This is a genomic window from Parerythrobacter aurantius (genome assembly GCF_045291475.1).
Classification (GTDB): domain Bacteria; phylum Pseudomonadota; class Alphaproteobacteria; order Sphingomonadales; family Sphingomonadaceae; genus Parerythrobacter; species Parerythrobacter aurantius.
Window position 1 is genome coordinate 201,735 of sequence record NZ_CP147985.1, and the last position, 24,770, is coordinate 226,504.

General features: G+C 64.6%; 28 protein-coding genes. 5 read left to right on the plus strand and 23 right to left on the minus strand.

Annotation, left to right across the window (positions count from 1 at the left end; genetic code table 11):
* Positions 1–6: 6 nt before the first annotated feature.
* The 4 genes from WAB17_RS01060 to WAB17_RS01075 all read right to left on the minus strand — a co-directional run bounded on the left by WAB17_RS01060 (position 7) and on the right by WAB17_RS01075 (position 2,937).
* Positions 7–372 (minus strand): type II toxin-antitoxin system VapC family toxin, encoded by a 366-nt coding sequence (locus WAB17_RS01060; protein WP_435418195.1) that lies wholly within the window; start codon positions 370–372, stop codon positions 7–9.
* A 3-nt stretch (positions 373–375) separates the two neighbouring features.
* On the minus strand, positions 376–630 hold the full coding sequence (locus WAB17_RS01065; RefSeq protein ID WP_435418196.1) for a ribbon-helix-helix domain-containing protein: 255 nt from the start codon (positions 628–630) through the stop codon (positions 376–378).
* 34 nt (positions 631–664) lie between these two features.
* Positions 665–1,570: a DMT family transporter gene (locus WAB17_RS01070; RefSeq protein ID WP_435418197.1), complete on the minus strand. Its 906-nt coding sequence runs from the start codon at positions 1,568–1,570 to the stop codon at positions 665–667.
* A gap of 62 nt (positions 1,571–1,632) precedes the next feature.
* Positions 1,633–2,937, minus strand: a complete 1,305-nt coding sequence (locus WAB17_RS01075; RefSeq protein WP_435418198.1) for an O-antigen ligase family protein — start codon at positions 2,935–2,937, stop codon at positions 1,633–1,635.
* A gap of 199 nt (positions 2,938–3,136) precedes the next feature.
* Between WAB17_RS01075 and WAB17_RS01080 the strand changes: the two genes are divergently transcribed.
* Positions 3,137–4,669, plus strand: a complete 1,533-nt coding sequence (locus WAB17_RS01080; protein WP_435418199.1) for an ATPase, T2SS/T4P/T4SS family — start codon at positions 3,137–3,139, stop codon at positions 4,667–4,669.
* 198 nt (positions 4,670–4,867) lie between these two features.
* On the opposite strand, the gene WAB17_RS01085 is transcribed toward WAB17_RS01080, so the two are convergent.
* Entirely contained in the window at positions 4,868–5,098 is a 231-nt protein-coding gene (locus WAB17_RS01085; RefSeq protein ID WP_435418200.1) for a hypothetical protein, read from the minus strand.
* A gap of 47 nt (positions 5,099–5,145) precedes the next feature.
* Between WAB17_RS01085 and WAB17_RS01090 the strand changes: the two genes are divergently transcribed.
* Together WAB17_RS01090 and WAB17_RS01095 are read left to right on the plus strand one after the other, a co-directional pair.
* The gene (locus WAB17_RS01090) at positions 5,146–6,069 is read left to right on the plus strand and encodes a DMT family transporter (RefSeq protein ID WP_435418201.1); all 924 of its coding nucleotides are present in this window, start codon (positions 5,146–5,148) and stop codon (positions 6,067–6,069) included.
* A 31-nt stretch (positions 6,070–6,100) separates the two neighbouring features.
* Positions 6,101–6,229, plus strand: coding sequence for an entericidin A/B family lipoprotein (locus WAB17_RS01095; RefSeq protein ID WP_435418202.1), 129 nt, complete (start codon positions 6,101–6,103; stop codon positions 6,227–6,229).
* Here the strand turns inward: WAB17_RS01095 and WAB17_RS01100 are convergent.
* The 15 genes from WAB17_RS01100 to WAB17_RS01170 form a co-directional block, all read right to left on the minus strand.
* The gene (locus WAB17_RS01100; RefSeq protein ID WP_435418203.1) at positions 6,226–6,699 is read right to left on the minus strand and encodes an ABA4-like family protein; all 474 of its coding nucleotides are present in this window, start codon (positions 6,697–6,699) and stop codon (positions 6,226–6,228) included. The two genes, WAB17_RS01095 and WAB17_RS01100, sit on opposite strands and share 4 nt — an antisense overlap.
* Positions 6,700–6,710: 11 nt before the next feature.
* The gene (locus tag WAB17_RS01105) at positions 6,711–7,409 is read right to left on the minus strand and encodes an NAD(P)H-binding protein (protein ID WP_435418204.1); all 699 of its coding nucleotides are present in this window, start codon (positions 7,407–7,409) and stop codon (positions 6,711–6,713) included.
* An 89-nt stretch (positions 7,410–7,498) separates the two neighbouring features.
* Positions 7,499–8,659, minus strand: a complete 1,161-nt coding sequence (locus WAB17_RS01110; RefSeq protein ID WP_435418205.1) for a deoxyguanosinetriphosphate triphosphohydrolase — start codon at positions 8,657–8,659, stop codon at positions 7,499–7,501.
* A gap of 131 nt (positions 8,660–8,790) precedes the next feature.
* Positions 8,791–9,903, minus strand: coding sequence for a S8 family serine peptidase (locus WAB17_RS01115; protein ID WP_435418206.1), 1,113 nt, complete (start codon positions 9,901–9,903; stop codon positions 8,791–8,793).
* Between the two features lie 130 nt (positions 9,904–10,033).
* On the minus strand, positions 10,034–10,726 hold the full coding sequence (locus tag WAB17_RS01120; RefSeq protein WP_435418207.1) for an aspartate/glutamate racemase family protein: 693 nt from the start codon (positions 10,724–10,726) through the stop codon (positions 10,034–10,036).
* A gap of 92 nt (positions 10,727–10,818) precedes the next feature.
* Positions 10,819–11,790, minus strand: a complete 972-nt coding sequence (locus WAB17_RS01125) for an alpha/beta fold hydrolase (RefSeq protein ID WP_435418208.1) — start codon at positions 11,788–11,790, stop codon at positions 10,819–10,821.
* Positions 11,787–12,794, minus strand: a complete 1,008-nt coding sequence (locus WAB17_RS01130) for an SO2930 family diheme c-type cytochrome (protein ID WP_435418209.1) — start codon at positions 12,792–12,794, stop codon at positions 11,787–11,789. The genes WAB17_RS01125 and WAB17_RS01130 overlap by 4 nt, the downstream gene beginning before the upstream one ends.
* Positions 12,791–13,996, minus strand: a complete 1,206-nt coding sequence (locus WAB17_RS01135; RefSeq protein ID WP_435418210.1) for a parallel beta-helix domain-containing protein — start codon at positions 13,994–13,996, stop codon at positions 12,791–12,793. Before WAB17_RS01135 ends, WAB17_RS01130 begins: the two co-directional genes overlap by 4 nt.
* Before the next feature lie 53 nt (positions 13,997–14,049).
* Entirely contained in the window at positions 14,050–14,388 is a 339-nt protein-coding gene (locus WAB17_RS01140; protein ID WP_435418211.1) for a hypothetical protein, read from the minus strand.
* Positions 14,388–15,833 (minus strand): NAD(P)(+) transhydrogenase (Re/Si-specific) subunit beta, encoded by a 1,446-nt coding sequence (locus tag WAB17_RS01145; RefSeq protein WP_435418212.1) that lies wholly within the window; start codon positions 15,831–15,833, stop codon positions 14,388–14,390. Before WAB17_RS01145 ends, WAB17_RS01140 begins: the two co-directional genes overlap by 1 nt.
* Positions 15,833–16,117 carry an NAD(P) transhydrogenase subunit alpha gene (locus tag WAB17_RS01150; protein WP_435418213.1) on the minus strand — a complete coding sequence of 95 codons (285 nt, stop codon included), beginning with the start codon at positions 16,115–16,117 and terminating at the stop codon, positions 15,833–15,835. The genes WAB17_RS01145 and WAB17_RS01150 overlap by 1 nt, the downstream gene beginning before the upstream one ends.
* Before the next feature lie 21 nt (positions 16,118–16,138).
* Positions 16,139–16,336: a hypothetical protein gene (locus WAB17_RS01155; RefSeq protein ID WP_435418214.1), complete on the minus strand. Its 198-nt coding sequence runs from the start codon at positions 16,334–16,336 to the stop codon at positions 16,139–16,141.
* A gap of 209 nt (positions 16,337–16,545) precedes the next feature.
* Positions 16,546–16,902 (minus strand): PDZ domain-containing protein, encoded by a 357-nt coding sequence (locus tag WAB17_RS01160; RefSeq protein ID WP_435418215.1) that lies wholly within the window; start codon positions 16,900–16,902, stop codon positions 16,546–16,548.
* Positions 16,899–18,020, minus strand: coding sequence for an NAD(P) transhydrogenase subunit alpha (locus WAB17_RS01165; RefSeq protein WP_435418216.1), 1,122 nt, complete (start codon positions 18,018–18,020; stop codon positions 16,899–16,901). The genes WAB17_RS01160 and WAB17_RS01165 overlap by 4 nt, the downstream gene beginning before the upstream one ends.
* Positions 18,021–18,024: 4 nt before the next feature.
* A complete protein-coding gene (locus WAB17_RS01170) occupies positions 18,025–18,147 on the minus strand; it encodes an aa3-type cytochrome c oxidase subunit IV (RefSeq protein ID WP_435418217.1) in 123 nt (40 codons plus the stop codon).
* 180 nt (positions 18,148–18,327) lie between these two features.
* Here WAB17_RS01170 and WAB17_RS01175 point away from each other — a divergent pair, with 180 nt between their 5' ends.
* Both WAB17_RS01175 and WAB17_RS01180 read left to right on the plus strand, forming a co-directional pair.
* The gene (locus WAB17_RS01175) at positions 18,328–19,746 is read left to right on the plus strand and encodes a sigma-54-dependent transcriptional regulator (RefSeq protein WP_435418218.1); all 1,419 of its coding nucleotides are present in this window, start codon (positions 18,328–18,330) and stop codon (positions 19,744–19,746) included.
* Positions 19,747–19,882: 136 nt separating this feature from the next.
* On the plus strand, positions 19,883–20,668 hold the full coding sequence (locus tag WAB17_RS01180; protein WP_435418219.1) for an SDR family oxidoreductase: 786 nt from the start codon (positions 19,883–19,885) through the stop codon (positions 20,666–20,668).
* Between the two features lie 3 nt (positions 20,669–20,671).
* On the opposite strand, the gene WAB17_RS01185 is transcribed toward WAB17_RS01180, so the two are convergent.
* The 3 genes from WAB17_RS01185 to WAB17_RS01195 form a co-directional block, all read right to left on the minus strand.
* Positions 20,672–21,892, minus strand: a complete 1,221-nt coding sequence (locus WAB17_RS01185) for an alkaline phosphatase D family protein (protein WP_435418220.1) — start codon at positions 21,890–21,892, stop codon at positions 20,672–20,674.
* An 88-nt stretch (positions 21,893–21,980) separates the two neighbouring features.
* Positions 21,981–23,093: a dihydropteroate synthase gene (gene folP, locus WAB17_RS01190; protein WP_435418221.1), complete on the minus strand. Its 1,113-nt coding sequence runs from the start codon at positions 23,091–23,093 to the stop codon at positions 21,981–21,983.
* Between the two features lie 484 nt (positions 23,094–23,577).
* On the minus strand, positions 23,578–24,717 hold the full coding sequence (locus WAB17_RS01195; RefSeq protein WP_435419407.1) for a site-specific DNA-methyltransferase: 1,140 nt from the start codon (positions 24,715–24,717) through the stop codon (positions 23,578–23,580).
* Positions 24,718–24,770 lie beyond the last annotated feature (53 nt).

Consider the following 24,770-nt stretch of genomic DNA (forward strand, 5'->3'; position numbering starts at 1 on the left):
CCTTCGTTACAAGATGTAGGGTACGCGGATGCCCGGCATCTTTGCCGGGAAATCCTTGGTATTTCGTGTGATCAGGATCGATCCGTTCACTTGCGCCGTCGCAAGTATGAAGGAATCGAGCAAGCCCATCTTCGCCCGCTGGCGGATGTCGGCGGCCGCGAGAGCGATGCGGGCGTCGATCTCGACCACTTCGAAAGGGGCGATCGCCTGCTGGATGATGTCGCGCCGCTCCAGCACCTCGCCGGACAGGACTTCCGTCCACACGATCCGGCTGATGCGATGGCGGTTGTACCTCGACAATTCGTTGACCGCCTGAGGCAGGTCCTTAAGCCAGTCGACCAGTATATTGGTATCGAAGAAGGGGTCGGACATGGATCAGGGATGTCCCCCACCGCGCCGATCCTGACGAATGGCCCGTTGATAATCCACGCCCTCGGCAATGTCATTGCGGTCCTTCCACAGGCCGGCACCGCGCTTGATCCAGCTCTTGTTTCCATCGGCCGGGGAATGGGCGCGATAGCCGGAAACAGCTTCCCGCAAGACCTGCGCGCGCGACTTGCCTTGCTCTGCCGCGAGCTTGTCGAGCCATTCGATGTCGTCATCGGGCAAGTCTGCGAGGATACGGGTCATAGGTGATATACTGATATCATATCATGATATCGTGTCAAGGCGGCGTTGCGGATGGTTCCGTCGCTGCCCTGTTATCTCTCCACAGGTACAGGCCGGCGGCGATGATGATCGTTGCGCCGAGCAGGCTTACCGCATCGGGCCGGTCGCCGAACCACCACCAGCCCAGCGCTACAGCGACGACGAGCTGGACATAGGTCATCGGCGCGACCACTGCGGCGCCGCTCCGTACCGTGGCCCAGAAGATCAGCCAGTGGGCGGTGCTGGCCGTGACAGCCACGATCGCGCTGCGCCAGAGGACATCCATCGGCGGCAGGGATAGCTGGAAATCGGCCACGCCGGTGGCATGCCCGACCGATGCTGCGACCCATAATACCGGGGCGGCTACGGCCGCGATGTAGACTTGCATCGAGAGGGGCGTACCGTCGCCTGCCGATGCCCTGTTGGCCACCATCAGCAAGGCCATGCAGCACGCCGCGCCCAGCGGCAGCAAGGCGACAGTGCCTACCTCGGCCAGGTTCGGCCGCAGGACGACCATCACTCCGGCGAAGGCGATCGCCGAGGCCACGAATGTCGCCGGCCGGACTTTTTCGCCCAGCAAGGGCCCGCTGAGCAAAGCCGTCAGGATCGGGGCGAGGAACACGAGCGCCGTCGCCTCTGCCAGCGGCATGACGAAGATCGCGCTGAAGAAGGTGATGGTCGCACCGGCAAGGCACAGCCCCCGTGCCAGTTGCAGCCACGGGCGTCTGGGCCGGAACCCGCCGGCGCCCTCGCGGATCGCCAGCAGGGTCGCGAGACCGGCGAAACCGATCGTGAAACGCAGCGCGGCCACAGCCACCGGCGACCACATGCCGGCCATGGTCTTGATCACGCCGTCGCCCACAGCAAGCAGCGCAAATCCCGCCAATGCAATGGCAAGGCCTGTCCTGTCGTCACCATGCATCGGAAAAACGCGTCGCTCCGGCCGAATTCCGCCCGGCGCTTCGCTGCGGGCCCCTTACGGTATCATGCTTCGCCTGCGCCTCGGGTGCGCGCGATCGCGAAGATTACCCCGTAGCCGAGCATTATCAGCATCAGGTGCCGTGCAAAGTAGAATGTGCCGTCGAACAGCGAATTGACCAGCAGGCAATATACCATGGCGAGGAACGGGACGGCGAGGATGTGCTGCCGCGCAACGGCATGGGCCGCAATCGTCGCACGTCCGATGAGGAACAATGCCGCAGCCGTGGCGATCGCGCCCCAGCTGAGCAGGAACTGCAGGATGATGTTGTGCGGCTGCACGTGCTGCTGGCTTCCTTCGGCAAGCGCCCAGCTCGATGCAGCGCTACCGGCACCGAACAGCGGGTATCGTCCGATGGCATTGAGGACATCGCTCCAATAGCTGAGCCTCCCCCCGGTCACGGCATCGCCGCTGGCACCGTCTGTTTCGGCATAGAGCTGGAACGCGGCATCGCCATAGGGTTGCAATGCGACAGCGCCGACGACCGCAACAACCAGGCACGCAACCAGCTTTGCGATCGTGGCCGAATCGAACCTCCAGCGCAGCAGGAAGGCCGTTGCCACGAGGCTCACGCCCACACCCACGATGGCGGCACGCGTGCCAGACCAGATCGTCAGTCCGCCGGCGATAGTCACTGCCACCAGCAGCCAGGCAGGCACCGGCCCCCGGTCGCGGCGGCACAATGCCAGCGCCACCAGGAACGCAGCCAGCGCCCCCGTGAAGGCCCCGAAGGTGCGGACGGAAATGAACCCCGGCAGGGCGAACTGCCAGACATGGTTGTAGGGATCGATATGCTCCGGCGGGAAAACGAAGGTCCACACGAGCAGCGGCACGTAGCAGAGCATGGCGGCCAGCAGGACCCGGGCGAAGCCGTCGACCGATGCCTCGTCAACACCCTCGAGACTGTGCCAGATCGCGCAGGCGAAAAGCATGTGCAGCACCATGACGAGGCTCAGCGACGTCGCGGTCGAGGCGATTTCAGAGAAAAGCACGCCCCCGGGCAGGAAACAGGCGAGGAAGATTGCCAGCGCGACCTTGTCGGGCCGGCGGAGCCCTCCTGCCACGCCCGCGACGGTCATTCCCCTCGCCAGCGCCACCGACAGGACAAGTGTCTCGAGCAATATGAACACGATGCCCAGCTGGCGCAAACCTTCCAGCCACGGCGGATCGACCGATATGTAATAGGTATGAAAAACGATCCCAGTGACCAGCAGCCCGGCGGCAACCGCAAGGCCGAGGTTCCGGAGCCGCAAAGGTGCCCTGGTTTGCACGAGGCTTCCGGCCGGTCCTGTTTCGGAGAGTGTCTGCATCCGGTTTCGGTAGGAAATCCTGGTTAATATGCCGTCAACGGCAAGGCGGCGCGCCTTGCCCTCTACGCGGGCCGACCTTCCCGATTTTCAGAAAATGATAAGGTTTCCCGATTATTCACCAAATTTCGGAAGGCGGCCTTGGGCAAACAGCACCCATCGCCGCGCCACGATTGAACGGTAATTCCTCGGAGGAAGCGCAATGAGTGCATTCGGACGCAAGAACGGGCCTGGGGGTATGGCTCCGGGTGCTCGTCCCGCATTCGGTGTCGCGCGTCCCATGCGCGGCGGCGCCGCCGCGGCGCCGTCACGCGACAATGCCCCGCCGCCCCCGGGTGGCGAGCAGTTTCCGCCGCTGCCAGGAGAAGAAGAGCCCGCCGCACCCGCCGCAGGCGTTCCCAACAAGGAAGATGCGCTGACGCGGCTGACCGACCGCGCGAATGCCGTCCACACCCAGCAGGAGGTCGGCGGCTTCGAAGCCAGCGTCCACAAGATAAAGGAACAGGTGCTGCCGCGCCTGCTCGAACGCGTCGATCCCGAAGCGGCCGCCACGCTTTCCAAGGAAGAGCTGTCGGAAGAATTCCGCCCGATCATCATGGAAGTGCTGGCCGAGCTCAAGGTCACCCTCAACCGCCGCGAACAGTTCGCGCTGGAAAAGGTGCTGATCGACGAACTGCTCGGCTTCGGTCCGCTCGAAGAGCTGCTCAACGACCCCGACGTGTCGGACATCATGGTCAACGGGCCGGACCAGACCTACATCGAAAAGAAGGGCAAGCTGCAGATCGCGCCGATCCGGTTCCGCGACGAACAGCACCTGTTCCAGATCGCCCAGCGCATCGTCAACCAGGTCGGCCGCCGCGTCGACCAGACCACCCCGCTGGCCGACGCCCGTCTGAAAGACGGCAGCCGCGTCAACGTCATCGTGCCGCCGCTGTCGCTGCGCGGCACCGCGATCTCGATTCGTAAGTTCTCCGAGAAGCCGATCACCATCGACATGCTCAAGGACTTCGGCTCGATGAGCGAGAAGATGGCGACTTGCCTCAAGGTTGCCGGCGCCTGCCGCATGAATATCGTCATCTCCGGCGGTACCGGTTCGGGCAAGACTACCATGCTCAACGCCCTGTCGAAGATGATTGACCCGGGCGAGCGCGTGCTGACCATTGAAGACGCGGCCGAACTCCGCCTCCAGCAGCCGCACTGGCTGCCGCTCGAAACCCGCCCGCCGAACCTCGAAGGCCAGGGTGCGATCACCATCGGCGACCTCGTCAAGAACGCCCTGCGTATGCGTCCTGACCGCATCATCCTGGGCGAAATCCGCGGCGCGGAATGTTTCGACCTTCTCGCCGCCATGAACACCGGTCACGACGGTTCGATGTGTACGCTTCACGCCAACAGCCCGCGCGAGTGTCTGGGCCGTATGGAAAACATGATCCTGATGGGAGACATCAAGATCCCCAAGGAAGCCATCTCGCGCCAGATCGCGGAATCGGTGGACCTGATCGTGCAGGTCAAGCGCCTTCGCGACGGTTCGCGCCGGACCACCGAAATCACCGAGGTGATCGGGATGGAAGGCGACGTGATCGTGACCCAGACCCTGTTCAAGTTCGAGTATCTCGACGAGACCGAGGACGGCAAGATCATCGGCGAATTCCGCTCCAGCGGCCTGCGTCCCTACACGCTGGAAAAGGCCCGCCAGTTCGGCTTCGACCAGGCGTATCTGGAGGCGTGCCTTTAGGCCAGGCCATACCCCGGCCTTGGATAATTCCGCCAAAGTTCACACAAAGTTCACACCAAAACCCAACACTGCGGGCAGGTCTGTCGGCGGTAATCTGCGTTGCATTTCAAAGAGCTGAGGGCGATCTAGCAAGGCCTCTGCCTGTAGGAAAGTGCCGCGGCGCAACGGCGCGCTGTCGCCTCGACTCTTCGCTTCGGCCTAGGCCCTGAAGATTGACGGCAACGCCACCATCAGCAAGCCGCCGCCGATGACCGTGCAGGCCATGAACAGGCTCAGCCAGGGCACCCATCCCACCCGATCGATCCGAGCGCGGCGCACACGGCGGCGTTCCATGAAGTTGGCGAACAGGCCAAGCAACACCAGCCCCGCCCCGATCATCGCGAGCAGCTCTGCATCGCCAGCGAAGATCAGGCGGTGAAGAAATTCCATCGCGCCGCCATATGGGCACTCGTCACGGCTTGCACTAGGGCGACTGCATGGATGGCTCCGTCGCCCGCCCCCGCCCGATGCTCGCGCTGCTGCTGCGCCTCGTAACGGCCCTGTGCCTGTCGACCATGGCGATGCTGGTAAAGCTGGCCGGCACACGCGGGGTGGACTTGCCCGAGCTGATTTTCTGGCGGCAATTCATCACCATGCTGGTGATCGGCGGCCTGATGGCGGCCCTGGGAAAGCTGGGCGAGTTGCGCACAAAGCGGTTCGGGGCCCATGCCAGGCGCGCGATCTACGGCATCACCGGTATGTTCTGCGTTTATGGCGCCGTGATGATGCTGCCCCTCGCAGAAGCAACCACGCTCAGCTTCACGACGCCGATGTTCGCCGTGTTGCTGGCGCTGGTCCTGTTCCGGGAAAGGATCGGCATCTATCGCTGGAGCGCCGTGGCGCTCGGCTTTGCCGGCGTGCTGATCGTGATGCAGCCGGGAAGCGGCGGCGACGTCAACCTATGGGGCGTGATGGTCGGCCTGGTGGCAGCCTTCATGGTCGCGCTCATCTCGTTCCAGATCCAGGATCTCAACAAGACCGAGACGCCCTATGCCATCGTCTTCTGGTTCACCGCGCTCACCGTCCCGCCCCTGGCGCTTGCCCTTCCCTTCGTGATCAAGGCGCACGATCCGGCAACCTGGCTCACCATCATCGCCATGGCGCTGAGCGGCGCTTTGGCCCAGATTGCCCTCACCAACTCGCTGCGCTTCGGATCGGCTGCCACCATCATCGTCATCGACTACTCGTCCCTGCTCTGGGCAGTCGCTTACGGATGGGCCATTTTCGGGGTCCTGCCGCCATCTACCCTGTGGCTGGGCGCTCCGCTCATCATGGGTGCAGGGCTACTCGTCGCATGGCGGGAGCATCGGCTGAAACGCAATGCCGCCGTACAGGAACGGGAAACCTCGGCGCTCGTTTGAACGGCAAGCAATTCCAAACAGGAGAGTTGAGATGACGAAGAAGATCGCACTCGCCCTCGGCATCGTCGCGATGTCGCTGGCGACCACCGCCTGCAACACGGTCAAGGGCCTCGGCAACGACATCGAATCGGTGGGCGAAGCCGGCGACCGCATCACCTAACGGCGGAATTTCCGTAACGGCGATTCGCTGGTGCGCGGGCCCCGATAGCGCTCGCGCACCAGTAGCCATATGAGCAGTCCGACCGGCCCTGCCAGGAAGGTCGGGACGAGGAACAGGGCCTGCCATGCGCGGCCGACCCCTTTCTGGTCTGCGTCCCTTGCAATCCAGATACCGACAAAGAGGTCGAAGGCGAGATAGTGGGTCCATCCGACCGTGGTCCCGCCTTGCGAGCCGAAAATGGACTGGACGCCGGCGATCGTCGTGAAATCCATGCCGCTTCCCGATGGGCCGACCGGGTCGAACACCCCACCCAGTATCCCGGCGAGACAGACGGCATACACCAGGCACAGCAATCCGACGCCAAGATACAGCACGGCTGCAAGAACCAGTTCGGTGCGAGGGAGCAGCAACAGCATCGCCCAGGCAATAAGGGCGACGATGTTGACGACCGAAAACAGAGTATCCCACATGGCTGGTTTTCCTAGTCCGCGTCCGCCGGCTGCCGCAATCCTGCTGCTGCACGGGCGATGGCATCATTGTCGTGCACGTAGCGCCCGCGAGCCTTTCTCAGGGACAGCGCGAGGGCGGCTCCGCCGACCGTTTTGGCCGAAATCGAGCGGTACTTGCGGTATTGGCCGTGGAGCAGCAGGTTCGTGAAAGGGCTGGCAAGAATGCCCAGGCGCTCGCCGAGGCGGCGGTCCGATGTCCTTTCGCCGACCAGCAGTCCCGGGCGGAGAATATCGAGACGCTCGAACCCGATCTTGCCGAGTTCGGCCTCCGCCTGCCCTTTGACGCTCAGATAGAAGTTACGGGAATGCGCGTCAGCCCCGATCGAGCTGACCGTGACCATCCGCTTCACCGCTGTCGCCTGCGCGGCGCGGGCCGTATCAACCACCAGCCGTTGATCGACGGCGCGAAACGCGTCTTCGTCCTTGCCGGCCTTGGCCCATGTCGTGCCGAGCGAACATACGAGGGCATCCGGCTTCACCGCCTCCAGCACTTCGCCCCATTTGTCCGGGTCCGCGACGAAGGCTTCCATCCGCGCCCCCGAAGGCAAGGGCACCTCGCGCCTGCCGATGGCGACGAGCCGCAGATCCTCGCGCCCCACGGCCAGCCGCAGGATAGCCTGGCCTATCAGTCCGGTAGCGCCGACGATGGCAATGCGCGTTGGTGCGGGCATGCGTCCTCTTGTTGTTCCTGCCTGTCCTGCCGCGGCCTTAGGGCGCAATGCCGGGCAAATCCATCCTGCAGGCGGGCGCTCGTCGCGGATCAGACATTGCTCAGCCCTGGCGGCACCATGCCGTAGATCTGCTGGCACTGGTTCACGGCGAACCGGTCGGTCATGCCGGCGATGTAATCGACGATGTGCCGCGACCGGGCTTCCTGGTCCTCCGGCAGGGCATGGGCCCAGCGCTCGCCCATCAGGCCGGGCTCCTGTTCGTAAGCTGCATAGAGCCGGGCAACGACATCCCGCGCCCGCTCGGCCGCCTGGACCTGCTCCTCGTGGTAGTACAGCCGTTCGTACATGAACGCCTTGAGCCGCCGTTCGCGCTCCTGCATCCCGGGCGAGAACCCGGCCAGCATCTGTCCTGCACTGCGGACCTCCTCCGGACCCGACAGCCCCTTCGTCGAGGCTTCCGTATGCCGGATGACATCGTTGACCATCAGGCCGATCTGGTTGCGCACCAGTTCCCGCAGCAGGCGCGAACGCTCGACCCCCGGATACTGCCGTTCGACCGCGCGCCAGCCATCCGCCACCAAGTCGATCGTCAGCAAATCGTCGAGCTGCAGGAAACCGGCCCGCAGCCCGTCGTCGATATCGTGATTGTCATAGGCGATGTCGTCCGCCACCGCGGCGACCTGCGCCTCCAGCGACGACCAGCGCGGCAGGTCGAGCGGATAGTCGCTGTCGAGCTCCGCCAGCGCCGGATGCGGCGTCGCCACAGGTCCGTTGTGCTTTGCCAGCCCCTCGAGCAGTTCCCAGCTGAGGTTGAGGCCATCGTGGGCGGGATAGGGACATTCCAGGCGCATGAGCGTGCGCAGCGTCTGGGCGTTGTGGTCGAACCCACCATGCCGCACGCTGGCCTGGTGCAGGGCATCTTCGCCCGCGTGGCCGAACGGCGGATGGCCGATGTCATGGGCCAGGCACAGGGCTTCGGTCAGGTCTTCGTCGAGGCCCAGCGAGCGGGCGATCACCCGCCCGATCTGCGCCACTTCCAGGCTGTGGGTCAGGCGCGTGCGGTAATGGTCGCCATCGGGCGCGACGAAGACCTGCGTCTTGGACTTGAGGCGGCGGAAAGCGATGGAATGGATGATCCGGTCGCGGTCGCGCTGGAAGGCGCTGCGCGGTCCGCGCGTCTCGCTCGCATTATGGGCGAACTCGCGCCCCCGGCTATGGGCGGGATCGGTTGCTAACGGGGAGCGCGGCATGGCACCGCTCTATTGGGCCGCCGACGGGCCGACAACGGGAACAATCGGGCAACATGGCGAAGTGGCAAAGGAAAGGCCGCGCATCGCCGTGGACACGCGGCCTTGCCTTGATAGTTCAATCGATCAGGCGATCAGCGAACGCCGATGGTGTCGGCATTGCCGTCCGGATCGCCCGAAACTGTGCCGCTGCCGCGGATCGCGCCGAGCAGCAGCAGGCCGGCCGCGTGCGGCGATGCCATCGAGGTGCCCGACAGGGTGGCGTAGCCGCCACCCTTGTAGGTCGAGAAGATCGACGAGCCCGGCTCGGCGAAATCGACCGGCGGGTTGCCGAAGTTCGAGAAGCTCGACCAGATATCGCCATTGGCGAAGGAGGAGATGGTGAAAATGCCATTCCCATTGGCCGATGCCGGCGACTTGGTGGTGGCGCTGGTGCTTTCGTTACCGGCCGCAAGCGCGAACTTGAGACCCGTGCCCGCAGCGGCGATCACCGCATCGTTGAGCGCTTGGCTGAATCCGCCGCCGAGCGACATATTGGCGACATCGCCGCTCTGGGCGATGCTGGCGGCATAGTCGATACCCGCGATCACGCCCGAGTTCGAACCCGAACCTCTCCGGTTGAGGACCTTGACCGGAATGACCTGCGTGCCCGGGGCGACGCCGACGACGCCGAACCCGTTGTTGATGGCAGCGATGGTGCCCGCGACATGGGTGCCATGGCCGTTGAGGTCGTCACCGCTGGTGTCGCTGGTGAAATTCGCGGCCAGAGCGGTGTTCACATTGAGATCCGGATGGTCGAAGTCGACGCCGGTATCGATCACTATGGCGCGACCGGCAGCAGCCTGCGTCCCGCCGCCCACGCGGGTGATGCCCCAGGGAATGCTCTGCGGCGGAGGAGTCGTGCCGCCACCGCCGGGCTTGCCCTTCTGCTGGGTGGACATCAGCTGGTCCTGTTCGCAGAAGGCGATGTTCGGATTGTTCGCGGCGATCCGGGCAGCACCCTGGGCCGATATATTGGCGGAAAAGCCGCGGATAGCGTTGCTGTAGACGCTCTTCACCGAGCCCCCGTTGCCGCGGGCCAGTTCGCCGGCCTTGCGGCCAACCGCGCTCTTGGCCACCGCGTCCTTCTTGAACACGCAAATATAGCTGTTTTCGATTTTCTGCGCTGCGGCAGGGCTGGAAACAAGCGCTGCACCCAACAGGGCTGCGCCGATGGCCGCAATGCGACCTGCGACTCGGATTTTCATTGGTGACGATCCCCCTCAAAAGGATTTTTGAGGTCGGCAGAGTGACAGCAAGCCAGCCCTTTGCAAGTGCCTAATTTCGCGTAATCGACACATTAAGCATCGAAATTACGGGAAAGCCGCCAAACTTATTTTATCCGGCGCACATCCAGTCGATCGCTGCTTCGCAGTGGATGCGGCTGCTGTCGAAAATCGGCAGCACGTTGGCCCCCGCATCGACCACGAGATTGAGCTCGGTACAAGCCAGCGCGACTGCGGTTACGCCATCCTGCTCCATGCGCGTGATCATGGTCTTGAAATAGCGTTCCGCACTCCGACTGGCCTGGCCCTTCATCAATTTGTCGTAGATGATGCGATCGGTTTCATCGACCGAGCCCATGTCGGGCGGCACCAGGTCGATGCCCTTGGCCACCAGCCGCTGGCGATAGAAGTTCTCGGTCATGACGTTGCGCGTGCCGATGAGCGCCGCGGGCCCGACGGCAGCCGCGGCCATCCGGTCGCCCATGCAATCGGCGATATGCAGGATCGGGACGCCGACGGAAGCGGCAACCCCGTCGTAGACGCGGTGCATCGAATTGGCCGCGATCACGAGCGCTTCGGCCCCTGCCGCTTCCAGCCGCTGCGCCGAACCCTTCAGCACCTCTTCGGCCCGGCTCCAGTCGCTCGCTTCGAGCAGCCCGTAGAGCTGGCAGAAATCGAGGCTTTCGATCAGCAGCGGTGCGCTCGCCATCGGTGCCACACGCCGTTGCACCAGCTTGTTGAGCGTTTCGTAGTACATGCGGGTCGAAACCCAGCTCATTCCGCCGATAATGCCAAGCGTGCGCAAGGTAATGAGCCCCCGAAAGATAACGCCGCTCGCAGCGGCCAGTCAGGCGGTAACGGTAGCGGCCCGGCCGTCCAAGGCAAGCCCGCTACCGATCAGTCCACCGCTTCGGTCGTGGACGGGGCGGCCAGCGTCGCCTCAAGCCACGACCGGAGGTCTTCGGCGCTGCGATCGGGTGCCTCCTCCATCGGGATGTGGCCTATTCCGGGATAGGAGACGAGCTTCGCATCGGGCAGCTGCTGCATGAACCACCCGGCCGCAGCAAAGGGTATCAGGCTGTCTTCCTCGCCCCACATCACCAGCGTCGGGACAGTGATCGCGCGCACCTGCTCTGCCGTGAATGAGGTCCACGGCAGGGAGAAACGCTCGCGCGTCGCTTCGCGGTTGCCGGGGTAGCGGGCGAGTTCCCAGTAGCGGTCGATCGTTTCGGGCGTCACCACAGACTGGTTGGCGACGCTCTGGCGCAGGCTCCGCTCGACCAGGGGCCGCTGCATCATCTGGCTGGCGACACTGCCGATGACCGGCATGCGCAGGACAGTGAAGGCAAGATTGCCGCCGCCCTCGCGCTTGACCGGCGCGCCCCCGGCATCGACCAGTACCAGCCCGGACAGGCGATCGGGATGAAGCATTGCGAAACGGGCGGCATTGGCCCCGCCCATGGAGTTGCCGGCGAGCACGAATTTGTCGAGCCCGAGCGTGTCGGCGACCGCGAGCGCATCGGCCGCAAACGCATCGGCGTCGTAACCGCCAGTGACATTGCCGGTCAGGCCGTGGCCCCGCTGGTCATAGCGGATGACCCGGTAGCGATCCTTCAGCCTGTCGACCCAGGGCTGCCAGGTGTGGAGATCGGCATTGGAGCCGTGCAGCAGGATGATGGCCGGCGCATCGCGCGGCCCCTCGTCCCGCAGGTGGACCGTGATGCCGTTGGCCAGCTTCACGAACTGCGACGGCGGCGCACCGTACTTCGCGCGCATCGCCGCACCGTCCGTATCCGGTACCCGCAAGGCGAGGAATGCGATGAGAAGCAGGGCGACAATTGCGCCGAGGATCTTGGCCAGTTTCTTCACTTGTATTCCATTTCCCTTATCCAGCGTTCGATCAGCGCCAAGCCGTCTGCGTCGACGGTCGATTTGCCGAGTTCCGGCATGGCGACGCCCGGCTCCCTGCTGCCCATGCGGTAAGTCAGGATCGACCGTTCGGGATGGCCCGGATCGATGTCGAAATCGAACCCGCCCGAACCGCGCCCTGCTGCGACCGGGCGCTTAAGCACTCCCAGTCTGACCGGATCGTCCTGTTCCCAGCGCAGGTCCAGTCCGGAATTGGAAGCTGCGGCACCCGGGCGGTGGCAATGCGCACAGTTGACGTCGAGATAGGCCCGCGCCGCCTTTGCCGCATCGGCGCCGGCCCGTTCTTCCCACACGGGCAGGCTGTCGGCCCCCGCAGGCGCAAGGCCGAGCCGGGCCAGCCAGTCGCGGTCGAGATTGCGGGCCTTGGGCCCGATCGGCACGACCGCACCGTCGAGGCCGTGGCATTCCTTGCACTGGTTCTTGTTGGGAATGCGGTAGGAGATCGTCTCGTCCGCCGCGGTTTCGATCTCGACCCGTCCGCCGGCGAGCGCCAGTACCGCGTCCGTCTGCTCCGCGTTCCAGCGATAGGGCAAGGCCACCCAGCCATTTGACCGATGGAGCAACACGCGGGTCTCGATCAGGCGGCGCGCTGCCCCCTCGCCGAAGGCGAATGTCTTGATCAGCGCGCTACCGACCGGGAATTTCAGAAGACCATCGCCTTCTGCGGCGATTTTTCCTCCCGGCGGAATATACAGGAAGCGCAGCTTGTCTGCCCCGTCCGAATAGAGCGGCATGTTCAGCCGGTAAGGCAGCACGTGCTCCGCCGGAAGCTGCCTCGTACCGTCGGCAAAAAAGCCGAACTGGGAAAGGCGCGCAGGGCTCTCATCGCCGAGGATTATCGCATCGCTTGGTGCGGGCGCGTCGCGCGCAGCGGCCCGGACGGCAAGCGTAGCTGTCAGGACCAGCACCGACGCAAGCAGCAGAACAGGCCCGCGCCGCATCATCCCGCCCGGTCGAACAGGGCGGCAGGCGCGCCGATTGCGCCGAAATCCCATGGCTGGCCATAGACCGGGACTTCGAGCGGCGCCGGCTGCGCTTCCGTCAAAGGCTGTCCCTGCCGGGTCAGGCCCAGCGTCCAGCCGCGGATTTCCGGCGTCGCCAGCAGTGCGGGCGTATCGCTATCCTGGCTGAGGCCGTCCCACAGGATCGGCGGCAGAGCGCCGCCGAAAGCCGCGAGCAGCATGTCCCTGCCTTCCAGCTGCGGGTCGGTACCGCCCTCGTCCACATTGTTGCCCGCAATCACCACTTCGCGCGGGAAAGGATTGTAGCGGGCATCGGTGAAAGGCTGGACATAGGCCACGACCATGAAGGGCGCGGTCGGGTTGTCGCGGACGATATTGTCCTCGATCCAGACCTTCTCGTTCGCCATCACCATGATCCCGGTCCCCCGCCGCACGCCTGCGACGATGTTGCCCGGCGGGGCGAAGTTGGGCGTGGTGTTGCCGACAACGAGGTTGTTCTTGATGACCACATTGCCCCCGCCCATCACCGGCAGGTCGGGCAGGTCGAACACCAGTATGCCGCCGGTGTTGCGGGTGACGAAATTACCCTCGACGATCGCATCGCGGCTGTTCTCGATCTCGATCCCGGCGACATTGTCGGTGGCGACCGAATTGCGCACGGTAATCTTGCTCGACTGGCCGACGTAGATGCCCGCGTCCGACGCGCCCGATACCTCGCTGTCGGTGACGAGGATGCCGGTGCTTTCGACCGGGTAGATGCCGTAGGCGCCGTTGGTGGGCTTGGGCCCGCCGGTCCAGGTGACGCGGATCCTGGCATAGACGATATCGTCGGCGCCCTTGGACTTGATGCCGTCGCCGCGTGCGTTCTCGACCGCGAAATCGCGCAGCGTTACCCGGTCGGAGGTCACCAGCAGCCCCTCGCCCCCATCCTTCTGCGCCCCGAAATCGAGCACGGTCGCATCCATCCCCGCCCCGCGCACGGTCACTCCGTCGACATCCAGACTGAGCCCGTCGGTCAGCACGAAGCGCCCTGCCCCGAGCAGGATCTCGTCACCCGGCTCGGCGAGGATCAGCGCCTCCTGCAGCCTTTCCTGCGCGCCATCGCCCGGAGCGACCGCGATAGTTTCGGCTAGACCCGGCGTCGCCAGCGCCGCAGCCAGCGACCCGATCAGCAGTCGTTTCATGATACCTCTCCCTCGCCGCGCATAGTGCCGCGCCGCCCGGCGAATGCAAGGGGTCAGTCGCCCTGCGCCTCGTCAGCAAGTCCCGTGGCGCACAGCGCCGCGGAACTCGCCGTGACCGCCAGCACCTCGCTATCCCCCACCGCGCGCACGCGTTCGACGAACTGCCTGAGCGTGCGCGGCTTGACCGGCTCGCCCTTCCGGCCGCGCAAGGCTTCGAGCTTGCGCAACTGCGAGATGGTCAGCCGGTCGACCATGCGTTCCGCCATGCAACCGGCATTGCGCTGGCTGAGACCAGCCTTCAGCAGCGCGCTCTCGACACGGTTCTCGGCGATGACCGAGACGCAGCCGGTCAGCAGCAAGGCGGCACACGCGGCCGCCAACGGTATCCGCATCAGTCGAGCGCCTTGACGATTTCCTCGACCATCTTCTTGGCGTCGGCCAGAAGCATCACGGTCTGGTTCATGTAGAACACGTCGTTGTCGACCCCGGCATAGCCGACCCCGCCCATGCTGCGCTTGATGAAGAAGACCTGCTTGGCCTTGTCGACGTCGAAGACGGGCATGCCGTAGATGGGACTGGACTTGTCGGTCTTGGCCGCAGGGTTGACCACGTCGTTGGCCCCGATGATGAAGGCGACATCGGCCTGGGCGAACTCGCTGTTGATGTCCTCCAGCTCGAACACCTCGTCGTAGGGGACATTGGCTTCGGCCAGCAGCACATTCATGTGCCCGGGCATGCGGCCCGCGACCGGGTGGATGGCGTATTTGACCTCGACCCCGTGCTCCTTCAGCTTGTCGGCCATTTCGCGCAGAGCGTGCTGCGCCTGCGCCACCGCCATGCCGTAACCGGGGATGATGATGACCTTCTCTGCCTGTTCGAGCATATAGGCCGCGTCCTCGGCGCTGCCCGACTTGTAGGGCCGCTGCTCGCGCGCTTCCCCGCCACTGCCCGAGCCGCCGTCCGCGCCGAAGCCGCCCGCGATCACGCTGATGAAGCTGCGGTTCATGGCGCGGCACATGATGTAGCTGAGGATCGCGCCCGAGGAGCCAACGAGCGCCCCGGTGATGATCATCGCGGTGTTACCAAGCGTGAAGCCCATCGCCGCCGCCGCCCAGCCGGAATAGCTGTTGAGCATCGAAACCACGACCGGCATGTCCGCCCCGCCGATCGGGATGATGAGCAGGAAGCCGATGATGAAGCTTAGCACCGTCAGCGCCACGATAAGCGTCATGGTATCGGTGGGTGCGGCCATGGCGAACAGCGCGGTCAGCACGATGATCGCCGCCAGCGTGCCGAGGTTGATCAGGTGCCGCGCGGGCAGCAGGATCGGCGAACCGCTCATCCGCCCGGAGAGTTTGAGGAACGCGATGACCGAGCCGGAGAATGTAATCGCACCGATGGCGATGCCGAGGCCCATCTCGATCTTGCTGACCGCGCCGATCCCGCCGTCCGGCATGAGCAGCCCGAAGCCCTCGGGATTGAGATAGGCGGCCCAGCCGACCAGCACGGCGGCGAGGCCGACGAGGCTGTGGAACGCCGCCACCAGTTCCGGCATCGCGGTCATGGCGATGCGCCGGGCCACGACAAGGCCGAAGGCCCCGCCAATCAGGATCGCGACGCCGATCTCGACGATATTGGCGACATCATGGGTCACCAGCGTCGTCGCCACCGCGATCAACATCCCGGCCATGCCGAAGCGGTTGCCGGTGCGACTGCTGGCGGGGCTGGAAAGCCCTCGCAGCGCGAGGATGAAGAACACGCCCGAGACGAGATAGGCCAGCGCGACCCACGGGTTTACGCCGCCATCGCCGGATGCTGCGGAGAGGAAGTCGAACATCACTTCTTCTCCTTCTTCTTGTACATCGCCAGCATCCGCTCGGTCACGGCAAAGCCGCCGAAGATATTGACGCTTGCGAGAACGACCCCGGCGAGGCCCAGCCACTTGGCCAATGCACTCCCAGCTTCAGCCGAAGCAATCAGCGCGCCGACGATAATCACCGATGAAATCGCATTGGTCACCGCCATCAGCGGCGTATGCAGCGCCGGAGTGACCGACCAGACCACATAATAGCCGACGAAACACGCCAGCACGAAAATCGACAGGATCGAGATAAAGTCCATGCTATCCGTCGTCCTTCCGCATCATATCTTCAAGAGATCCAACATCTTGCCAGCTTCCGCCATGCGGGAATCTAGGTAGCTGTCCATCGTCTCGTGAAAGCCCATTGGCTGATCAAGCTCTGGGCACTCCAGAACGTATGTCGTCCGCCGATAATCTTCATCAGCTTGCGCGATGGCAATATCGATGCCAAACTTCGACCCTTCTGCTCGATCAGTCATGGCAGCAAAGCGCTCCTTCAGAGGGGTGTACTTTTTTAACAATCTCGGTTGCGCTGTAAGGGGACATTCAGGATCAAGTTCCGCGATAATCTCAGTGACTAACAGCCGGAACTCGGCTCCCTCTTCCGGTGACCATGCCGACGGATTTCCGGACTCTACGCAGCTGCTAAGGACTGCGAGCAAGATGGGTGCAGAAGTGCATTTCCACTTCACCCAGCATTCCTCTCGATCACCGCCTTGTGCAATTTCACTTCGCCCAGTTCGCGCACTTTGAGGACAATCTCACACTCCAGCGATGCCACCATCTGCTCCACCTCGGCAATTTCCATTTCTGCCAAAGCCTTGCCGTTGATCTGGGTGATCAGCATGCCAACCTTGAGGCCGGCCCTTTCGGCGGCGGAGCCCTTTGTGACATCGCTGATCTCGATCCCGTCGTCGGCCAGCCAGAACCCCAGACCAATAATCGCCCTGTCCTCGCTTTCAGCCGTTTCGTCAGCAGTAGCATTCGCCATGATCGGGACCTGAAAGGTCGTCACGATCAGCGCGGCAGCGAGCAACCGCTTCACCCGCTGAGCCTCTCATTCACAACTTTGCCGCCCTGCGTCAGCCGGATCGCATTGCCTATTTCCTCGTCGAGTACCGGCCTGCCCGTCTCCTTGTCCCAGAAGGCGGAGAGGAAATTGTAATGGTTGCGCGCGAACAGCGCCGAGGCATCGGGCGCCAGCGCAGCGGGGGTGTTGGCATAGCCCATGATGGTGACGCCGTGCTTGACCACTAGCTCGTCGGCCTTGCTGCCTTCGACATTACCGCCCTGGGCGACCGCGAGATCGAAGATCACGCTGCCCGGCTTCATCGTCGCAATCTGCGCGTCGGCGATTAGGCGCGGCGCAGCGCGCCCCGGAATCAAAGCAGTGGTGATGACGATGTCCTGCTTGGCGATATGGCTGGAGACCAGCTCGGCCTGCGCCTTCTGGTATTCTTCGCTCATTTCGGTGGCATAGCCGCCGCTGCCCTCGCCTTCGATCCCGGCGACGTCCTCGACGAAGATCGGCTTGGCCCCGAGCGACTGGATCTGCTCCTTGGTGGCGGAACGAACGTCTGTTGCCGAAACCTGCGCCCCCAGCCGCTTGGCCGTGGCGATCGCCTGCAGGCCGGCAACACCAACGCCCATGATGAAGACACGCGCCGCCTGCACCGTGCCAGCGGCGGTCATCATCATCGGGAAGGCGCGGCCATACTGGTCCGCCGCAGCGATCACCGCCTTATAGCCCGCCAGGTTGGACTGGCTGGACAGTACGTCCATGCTCTGCGCCCGGGTGATGCGCGGCATGAATTCCATCGAGAGCGCTTCGAGCCCGGCCGTGGCATAGGCCTCGACCCGGTCCTTCTGTCCGAACGGATCGAAAGTCGCCGCGACCCACGCGCCCGGCCTGGCGCCCGCGAGCAGTGCCACATCGGGCGCCTGCACACCGAGCACGATGTCGGCATCCTTGATCACCGCGTCGGCGCTGCCGACTTCGGCCCCCGCCTCGGCATAGGCGGAATCGGGGATGGCGGCATGTTCGCCTGCCCCCGATTCGACTGCGACAGTGGCGCCAAGGGCAGCGAATTTCTTCGCCGTTTCGGGCGTCAGCGCAACGCGGGTTTCCCCTGCGGCGCGCTCTTTCAGGGCCGCAATCCGCAAGGGACTATTCGGCGATCAGCACGACGACGAGGAGCGTGATCAGGGCGATGATCGGGATGGAAATCTTTACTGCGGAGATGAACCCCGAATAGGTCTTTTCAGCCGACTTCATGTCGTTGGTGGCCATGGCGTTTGTTCCCCGAAAAACGGTTGGTGTGGTTATGGCGCAAATCCCTATCCGGCAGCGATGCGATTGCCAAGGGGATAGCGCGAATGCCGCGCGGACCTGCCAACAGCCTTAATCGGACCTTTACTCCTCTCGGGTAATTCCCCTGCCTGTACCGCGAAGGGACGGTTTCGGGGTTTTATGGCAGAAGACGATACGCGCCTGCTGATGCTGATCGACGACGAACCGGCGCAAAGCCGGCTCATCGCCGCGCTTGCCGCGCGCGAGGGCTGGCGCACGCTGGTTGTCCGCGATGCCGAAACCGCCATCGCTACGCTCGGCACGCGCCAGGGCATGCAGCTGTCGGCCATCATCCTCGACCAGTGGGTGCCGGGCGACGATGCCTGCCAACTGATCGAGGAACTGAAAAGCCGCCGTCCTGCCCTGCCGATCCTGATGCTGACCCAGAGCGCCAGTCCGCTGCTGGCAGTCGAAGCGATGCGTGCCGGCGCCACCGACTATCTTATCAAGCCCGTCGCGCCAGAGCGCCTGATGCGCGCCTTGCGCAGCGCCACCAAGTTCGAAGCCCCGAAGGCCGAGCTCCAGCCGCTCACCGAGAAGATGCCCGCGGTACTCGACTTCGATGCCATGATCGGGACGGCCCCCGCTTTCCGTACCGCGCTGGCCCGCGCCGCCAAGGCGGCCCGCGGCCATGGCCATGTCGTGATCGAGGGCGAGAGCGGAACCGGCAAGGAAATGCTGCTCCGGGCCATGCACGCCGCCAGCCCGCGGGCGAAATCGCCCCTGCGGCTGATCAACATCGGCGGCATTCCCGGCAATTCGGTCGAATCGGCGTTGTTCGGCCATGAACAGGGTGCGTTTCCCGGCGCCTTCGACCGGCAGATCGGCGCGCTGCAATTCTGCGACGGCGGCACGCTGGTCATCGACGAGATCGACAGGCTGGGCCCGGAACTGCAGGAACGGCTGGCGCAGACGCTGGAGGAAGGCATCGTCCGCCCGATCGGGGCCCGCCACGGCTTCAAGATCGATATCCGCCTCCTCACTGCGAGCAATCTGCCGCTGGTCGACTTGGTCGAGGCAGGCCATTTTGACGCGGGCCTGCTGCGGCTGCTCGGCGCGACGCATATCGCCTTGCCGCCGCTTCGCGACCGCGCCGGCGATATCCCGGCCCTCGCCCGCCATTTCCTCGGCCGGATCGGCGAACAGCCAGGCCTCAGGCACCTGTCGCTGGCCGACAGCGCGCTCGCCATCCTGTCCGCCTTCGACTGGCCGGGCAATGTCCGCCAGCTGCAAGCGGTGCTGTTCCGGGCCGCAGTGTTCTGCGAGGGCGAGGCCCTGACCGCCCGCGACTTCCCGCAGCTTTCCGAGATCGTCGGCGACCTCGGCGAAACCGGCGCATCCTTGCCGGAGGCGGTCGGCGTCATGCTCTATACAGAGGACGGCAACCTGCGCCCGCTCGACGAGATCGAGGCCGACGTCATCCGCCTTGCAATCGGCCATTATCGCGGGCGGATGACCGAAGTGGCGCGCCGGCTCGGCATCGGCCGATCCACTCTCTACCGCAAGCTCAGCGATCTCGGCATCGAGAGCGCAGCTTGAGGTAACGTCTCGACTGCGCTAGACCCTGCGCTGCAACAGGCGAGACCTCCGGTGAACAAGTAACCCTGCAAATCCGACAACCGACCTGCCGCACAGCACGGCGGGCGGGACGAATGCGATTACAGAGGTACTTTTTATGCAAGGATTGAATGGCAAACTGTGCGTCGTCACCGGCGGCGCGCGGGGCATCGGGCGCGCGGTGTGCGAGGCTTTCGTGCGCGAAGGGGGCGAGGTAATCCTGACCGATATCGATGCCGAAGCCGGGCAGGCGGCGGCGCGTGCCATCGGCTGCCGGTTTCACAAGCTCGACGTCGCGGAGGAGGCGGACTGGGACGCGCTCGCCCGGATCGCGCCCGCGATCGACGTGCTGGTCAACAATGCCGGCATCACCGGGTTCGAGGACGGCGCGGCAGGGCCGCACGATCCCGAGCACGCCAGCCTCGCCGAATGGCGGCGGGTCAACGCGGTCAACATGGAGGGGACGTTCCTCGGCTGCCGCTACGCCATCGGCGCGATGAAGGCGAAGGGCACCGGCTCGATCATCAACATGTCCTCGCGCTCGGGCGTGGTCGGCATCCCCGGCGCGGCGGCCTATGCTGCGAGCAAGGCGGCGATCCGCAACCATTCCAAGTCCGTTGCGCTCTACTGCGCGCAGCAGGGCTGGCACATCCGCTGCAACTCGGTCCAGCCGGCCGCGATCCTCACGCCCATGTGGGAAGCGCTGCTGGGCGACGGGCCCGACCTCGAGCAACGCAAGGCGGCCATGGTCAGGGACACGCCGCTGAAGCGCTTCGGCACGGTCGAGGAAGTCGCCGCCCTGTGCGTCTATCTCGCCAGCGACGAAAGCGCCTATATGACCGGCAGCGAACTCACGCTGGACGGCGGCCTGCTCGCCGGCAGCGCCGCTTCGCCCGGCGACTGACCCTTACTGCACCGGCTCGATTGCCTGCACCGGCTGCATGATCGGCGGCGCATCGCTGATTGGCGGGTCCCAGCTGAAGGCGTCGCTGGCGCGCTCTTCGCCCTGGTTGCCGATCAGCTTCATCGTCACCTGCTTCGCCTGCCAGTCGATTTCGACGAGGCCGAAGTTCTCTTCCGAAATGAAGTCCGTGAGCCGGCGCGGGTCGGGCTCGCGCGCGGTATTGCTGGCGGTGTCGTTGAAGGCGAGGTTGAGCGAGGAACTGGTAAGCTCCCACAGCTGTTCGCCGGCGGCGATCGGCGTGTCGGTGTAGATACCGCCCGCGTGGCGATCGCCAGACAGGATCACCAGCCCGCTTTCCTCGCGCCCCCGCAGCATTTCGTACAGCTTGCGCCGTTCGGCCGGGAGCGCTTCCCAGCTTTCGTAGTCGTGCGCATCGGTCAGCACCTGGATGGAGCTGACGAGGATCCGCAAATCGGCCGGCTTCGCCAGTTCCTGCTGCAACCAGGCCCATTGCGCCTCGCCCAGCATGGTGCGGCCTTCGTCCTCGTTCTGCACATAGGGGCCGAGCGGCGGGCGATTCTCGCTGTACGGCATCCGTTCGAGATCGGACCGGAAGAACCTCGTGTCGAGCATGATGAGCTGCACGGTCCGCCCGTCATTGCCGAAACTGCGGCTTTCATAGATGCCGGGGCGCGCCTTCACCTGGGGCGAGGCATCCCAGAAGGTTTCGTAGATATCCTCGGCAAACCCCTTGAAGGCAAAGGCGCCGCCGCCATCGTTGAAGCCGAAATCATGGTCGTCCCAGGTGGTGAGCATCGGCACCTGCGCGCGGAAGGCGGCGAATTCCGGATGGCTGGCCTGCAGTGCATAGGCCTCGCGCAGCGTCGTCAGCGAAGCATCGCCGTTCCAGTTGGTGTCGCCATAGACATTGTCGCCGATTAGCAGGAACAGGTCTGGATCGGTCGCCGCCACCCGGTCCCACATATGCTGCCCGCGCGACTGGTGGTTGCAGCTGCCGAAGGCGATGCGGGTAATCGTGGCCGCCGTCGACGGCATGGGCGCGGCGGGCGGCGCGACCGGCAGGCTGACCTGTTCGCGCAGCTTGGCATAATAGCCTTCGAGAAAATCGCCCGGCCCGGCGTCGACCGTGCCCTCCTGCGCCGCCAGCGGCGCGGAAGCGAGGGCGGCGAACAGCAGGGGAATGGCGGCAACAAGCGAACGCATGGCAATCTCCGGGTAACAGTCGGTCGTCCTTGCACGCGCCATATGACGCGCGGATGAAGCAAGTCCAGCGGGTCGTGATACGGTCGCGCTAGGCCGGCAGGTCGGCGAAGTCGGTCAGCGCCGCATCGCGCAGGCCCCGCCAGACGTTCCTCGCCTGCACCGTTTCGGCGACGTCGTGGACGCGGAGCAGGTGCACGCCGGCATCCATCCCCGCCATCGCCAGCGCGATGCTGCCGCCGAGCCGCTTGTCGGCAGGGGCCTCGTTGCTGAGCGCGCCGATCATCCGCTTGCGGCTTGCGCCGAGCAGGATCGGGTGGCCGAGCGCGTGGAACAGCGGCAGCGCGTTGACGAGCGCGGTATTGTCAGCCAGCGACTTGCCGAAGCCGAGGCCGGGGTCGAGCAGGATCCTGTCGGGCGAAATCCCCGCCGCCACCGCCGCATCGCGCCGCGCGCGCAGGGCGTCGAACACATCGAACACCACGCTCTCGTAATCGCCGTTCTCATGCAGATCCTGTCCCTTGCCCGGCGCGTGCATCAGCACCACCGGGCATCCGGCCCTCGCAACCAGTTCGGCGCTGCGCGGATCGTATTGCAGGCCGGACACATCGTTGACCAGCGTTGCGCCTGCATCGAGCGCGGCTTCCATCACCCCCGCCCTTCGGCTGTCGATGCTGACCGCCGCGCCCATCGCGGCGCAGTACTGCACCGCTGGCAGGACGCGCTTTATCTCCTCCTCCTCCCACACCGCCGCTGCGCCGGGACGCGTGCTTTCGCCGCCGATATCGATGATCGCCGCGCCGGCCTCGAGCATCTTCGCCGCCTGCGCCTTGCCGACTTCGGGGTCATCGAGAAACGCGCCGCCATCGCTGAAGCTGTCAGGCGTGACGTTGAGGATGCCCATCACCTGCGGCTGGTCGAGCCGCACGGTCCTCGCCCCCAGGCTCAACGGCGGATGGACGACCTTGAGATTGGCCCACTGCGTCTCCGCCTCCTCGCCGAGTGCATCGGGCAGTTCGCCTATCACTTGACCGATATGCTGCGGCGAGCAGGTCCATCGCTCGGCCACCTTGCCACCCGTGCGCAGGATCACCGCGAACCGGTGCGCATAGACCATACTCCCCGCCAACCGGATCGCATCGCCCTCCTCGGCCTGCGGGCCCGGCACGAAGCCGATGGGGCGGATATAGACGGTCTCGGTCATGGGCGCGCGCACTCGCAAATGTTGGACATGGACCACTTGGACCACTGTCCAAGGGGAAAAAAGTTACCGGGTGCGTTTTGCCTGTCGGGCGGCAGATGGAAAGGGGCGTAGGTGCGCATTTGCACGGTATAGCGCTGGGGGCGGGTTGTAGGACAGCACGACCTATCCCTCCACTTCCCGTCACCCCGGATCAAGTCCGGGGTGACGCGTTTGGTTCAGATCACATTAGGAGGCCCCAGCGGTCCTAATTCAAGCCATCAGCGGGGTGTGGTTCGTCAAGATCGACCAGGCTTCCGGAGGAACGCCGAAAACCTCGCAGCAAACGTCCTTGGCATCTGATAGGCTGTCGTACAGGTCGTCGCGCTTCATAAGAGGGTCGTCTTCTCTCTCGTAAAAAAGCAGTATGTGCCGAAGTCAAATTCTTCGAGCAGGAACCTGTGTCCTGCCCACGTTGCACCATGTGCCCTGATGAACATAGCCGCGCTCAATCCTCTGTCGCCAGCAGATACAACTGCCGCGCCGCGTCGAGCGGTTTGGCCACGCCCTCATCCTCGTAGTGCCAGAAGGTCCAGCCATTGCAGCTAGGCGCGCCTTGCAGGTCCTTGCCCAGCCCGTGGATCGAGCCTGACTGCTTGCCGCACACCAGCGAACCATCCGCCCGCACGGTCGCTTTCCAGCGGCGCTGCTTGTCGAACACTTCGGTGCCGGGCTTCAGCAGCCCTGCCTCCACCAGCGCGCCGAAGGCCACCTTTGGCGCGGCGCGGCCAGCTTGCATGGTGGTGAGCGCGCTTTCGTCGAGCGGGAGCTCCTTTTCGATCCGCTTCATCGCGACGCCGCGGTAGAAATCCTCGCGCTCGCAACCGATCCATGATCTCCCCAATCGCTTCGCAACCGCGCCGGTGGTGCCGGTGCCGAAGAACGGGTCGAGCACCACGTCGCCCTTCTCCGTCGTCGCCAGCAGCACGCGGTACAGCAGCGCCTCGGGCTTCTGCGTCGGGTGCGCCTTGTGGCCGTTTTCCTTGAGCCGCTCGCCGCCGTTGCAGATCGGGATGACCCAGTCGCTGCGCATCTGCAGCTCGTCGTTGAGCGTCTTCATCGCGCGGTAGTTGAAGTGGTATTTGGCCTTCTCGCCCTGGCTCGCCCACAACAGCGTTTCATGCGCATTGGTGAAGCGGGTGCCGCGGAAATTGGGCATGGGGTTGGTCTTGCGCCAGACGATATCGTTGAGCAGCCAGAAGCCGAGATCCTGCAGGATCGCACCGACGCGGTAGATGTTGTGATAGCTGCCGATCACCCACAGCGCACCGTCGGGCTTTAGAACGCGTTTCGCTTCCGTCAGCCAGGCCTTTGTAAAGTCATCATAAGCCTTGAAGCTGGAGAACTGGTCCCAGTGGTCGGTCACGGCATCGACATGGCTGCCGTCGGGCCGGTTGAGATCGCCGCCGAGCTGGAGGTTGTAGGGCGGATCGGCGAAGACCAGGTCGACCGATGCATCGGGCAATTGCCGCATCGCTTCGACGCAATCGCCCGAGAGGATCTGCCCCAGGGGCAGCGCTACTTTCGGTGCAGCAACCGGCTTCGGCGCGCGCAAAGCGCGCTGTTTCGTGGTCTCCAAGACCCCCATCATTCTTCCCCGTCTGGCTGGTTATCCACAGGGTGAGTCCAAGCGGACTCCGC

Coding starts and splice junctions, on each gene's coding strand:
- WAB17_RS01060 (WP_435418195.1), bottom strand. CDS start 372: ATGTCCGACCCCTTCTTCGATACCAATATACTGGTCGACTGGCTTAAG.
- WAB17_RS01065 (WP_435418196.1), bottom strand. CDS start 630: ATGACCCGTATCCTCGCAGACTTGCCCGATGACGACATCGAATGGCTC.
- WAB17_RS01070 (WP_435418197.1), bottom strand. CDS start 1,570: ATGCATGGTGACGACAGGACAGGCCTTGCCATTGCATTGGCGGGATTT.
- WAB17_RS01075 (WP_435418198.1), bottom strand. CDS start 2,937: ATGCAGACACTCTCCGAAACAGGACCGGCCGGAAGCCTCGTGCAAACC.
- WAB17_RS01080 (WP_435418199.1), top strand. CDS start 3,137: ATGAGTGCATTCGGACGCAAGAACGGGCCTGGGGGTATGGCTCCGGGT.
- WAB17_RS01085 (WP_435418200.1), bottom strand. CDS start 5,098: ATGGAATTTCTTCACCGCCTGATCTTCGCTGGCGATGCAGAGCTGCTC.
- WAB17_RS01090 (WP_435418201.1), top strand. CDS start 5,146: ATGGATGGCTCCGTCGCCCGCCCCCGCCCGATGCTCGCGCTGCTGCTG.
- WAB17_RS01095 (WP_435418202.1), top strand. CDS start 6,101: ATGACGAAGAAGATCGCACTCGCCCTCGGCATCGTCGCGATGTCGCTG.
- WAB17_RS01100 (WP_435418203.1), bottom strand. CDS start 6,699: ATGTGGGATACTCTGTTTTCGGTCGTCAACATCGTCGCCCTTATTGCC.
- WAB17_RS01105 (WP_435418204.1), bottom strand. CDS start 7,409: ATGCCCGCACCAACGCGCATTGCCATCGTCGGCGCTACCGGACTGATA.
- WAB17_RS01110 (WP_435418205.1), bottom strand. CDS start 8,659: ATGCCGCGCTCCCCGTTAGCAACCGATCCCGCCCATAGCCGGGGGCGC.
- WAB17_RS01115 (WP_435418206.1), bottom strand. CDS start 9,903: ATGAAAATCCGAGTCGCAGGTCGCATTGCGGCCATCGGCGCAGCCCTG.
- WAB17_RS01130 (WP_435418209.1), bottom strand. CDS start 12,794: ATGATGCGGCGCGGGCCTGTTCTGCTGCTTGCGTCGGTGCTGGTCCTG.
- WAB17_RS01135 (WP_435418210.1), bottom strand. CDS start 13,996: ATGAAACGACTGCTGATCGGGTCGCTGGCTGCGGCGCTGGCGACGCCG.
- WAB17_RS01140 (WP_435418211.1), bottom strand. CDS start 14,388: ATGCGGATACCGTTGGCGGCCGCGTGTGCCGCCTTGCTGCTGACCGGC.
- WAB17_RS01145 (WP_435418212.1), bottom strand. CDS start 15,833: ATGTTCGACTTCCTCTCCGCAGCATCCGGCGATGGCGGCGTAAACCCG.
- WAB17_RS01150 (WP_435418213.1), bottom strand. CDS start 16,117: ATGGACTTTATCTCGATCCTGTCGATTTTCGTGCTGGCGTGTTTCGTC.
- WAB17_RS01155 (WP_435418214.1), bottom strand. CDS start 16,336: ATGACTGATCGAGCAGAAGGGTCGAAGTTTGGCATCGATATTGCCATC.
- WAB17_RS01170 (WP_435418217.1), bottom strand. CDS start 18,147: ATGGCCACCAACGACATGAAGTCGGCTGAAAAGACCTATTCGGGGTTC.
- WAB17_RS01175 (WP_435418218.1), top strand. CDS start 18,328: ATGGCAGAAGACGATACGCGCCTGCTGATGCTGATCGACGACGAACCG.
- WAB17_RS01180 (WP_435418219.1), top strand. CDS start 19,883: ATGCAAGGATTGAATGGCAAACTGTGCGTCGTCACCGGCGGCGCGCGG.
- WAB17_RS01185 (WP_435418220.1), bottom strand. CDS start 21,892: ATGCGTTCGCTTGTTGCCGCCATTCCCCTGCTGTTCGCCGCCCTCGCT.
- folP (WP_435418221.1), bottom strand. CDS start 23,093: ATGACCGAGACCGTCTATATCCGCCCCATCGGCTTCGTGCCGGGCCCG.
- WAB17_RS01195 (WP_435419407.1), bottom strand. CDS start 24,717: ATGGGGGTCTTGGAGACCACGAAACAGCGCGCTTTGCGCGCGCCGAAG.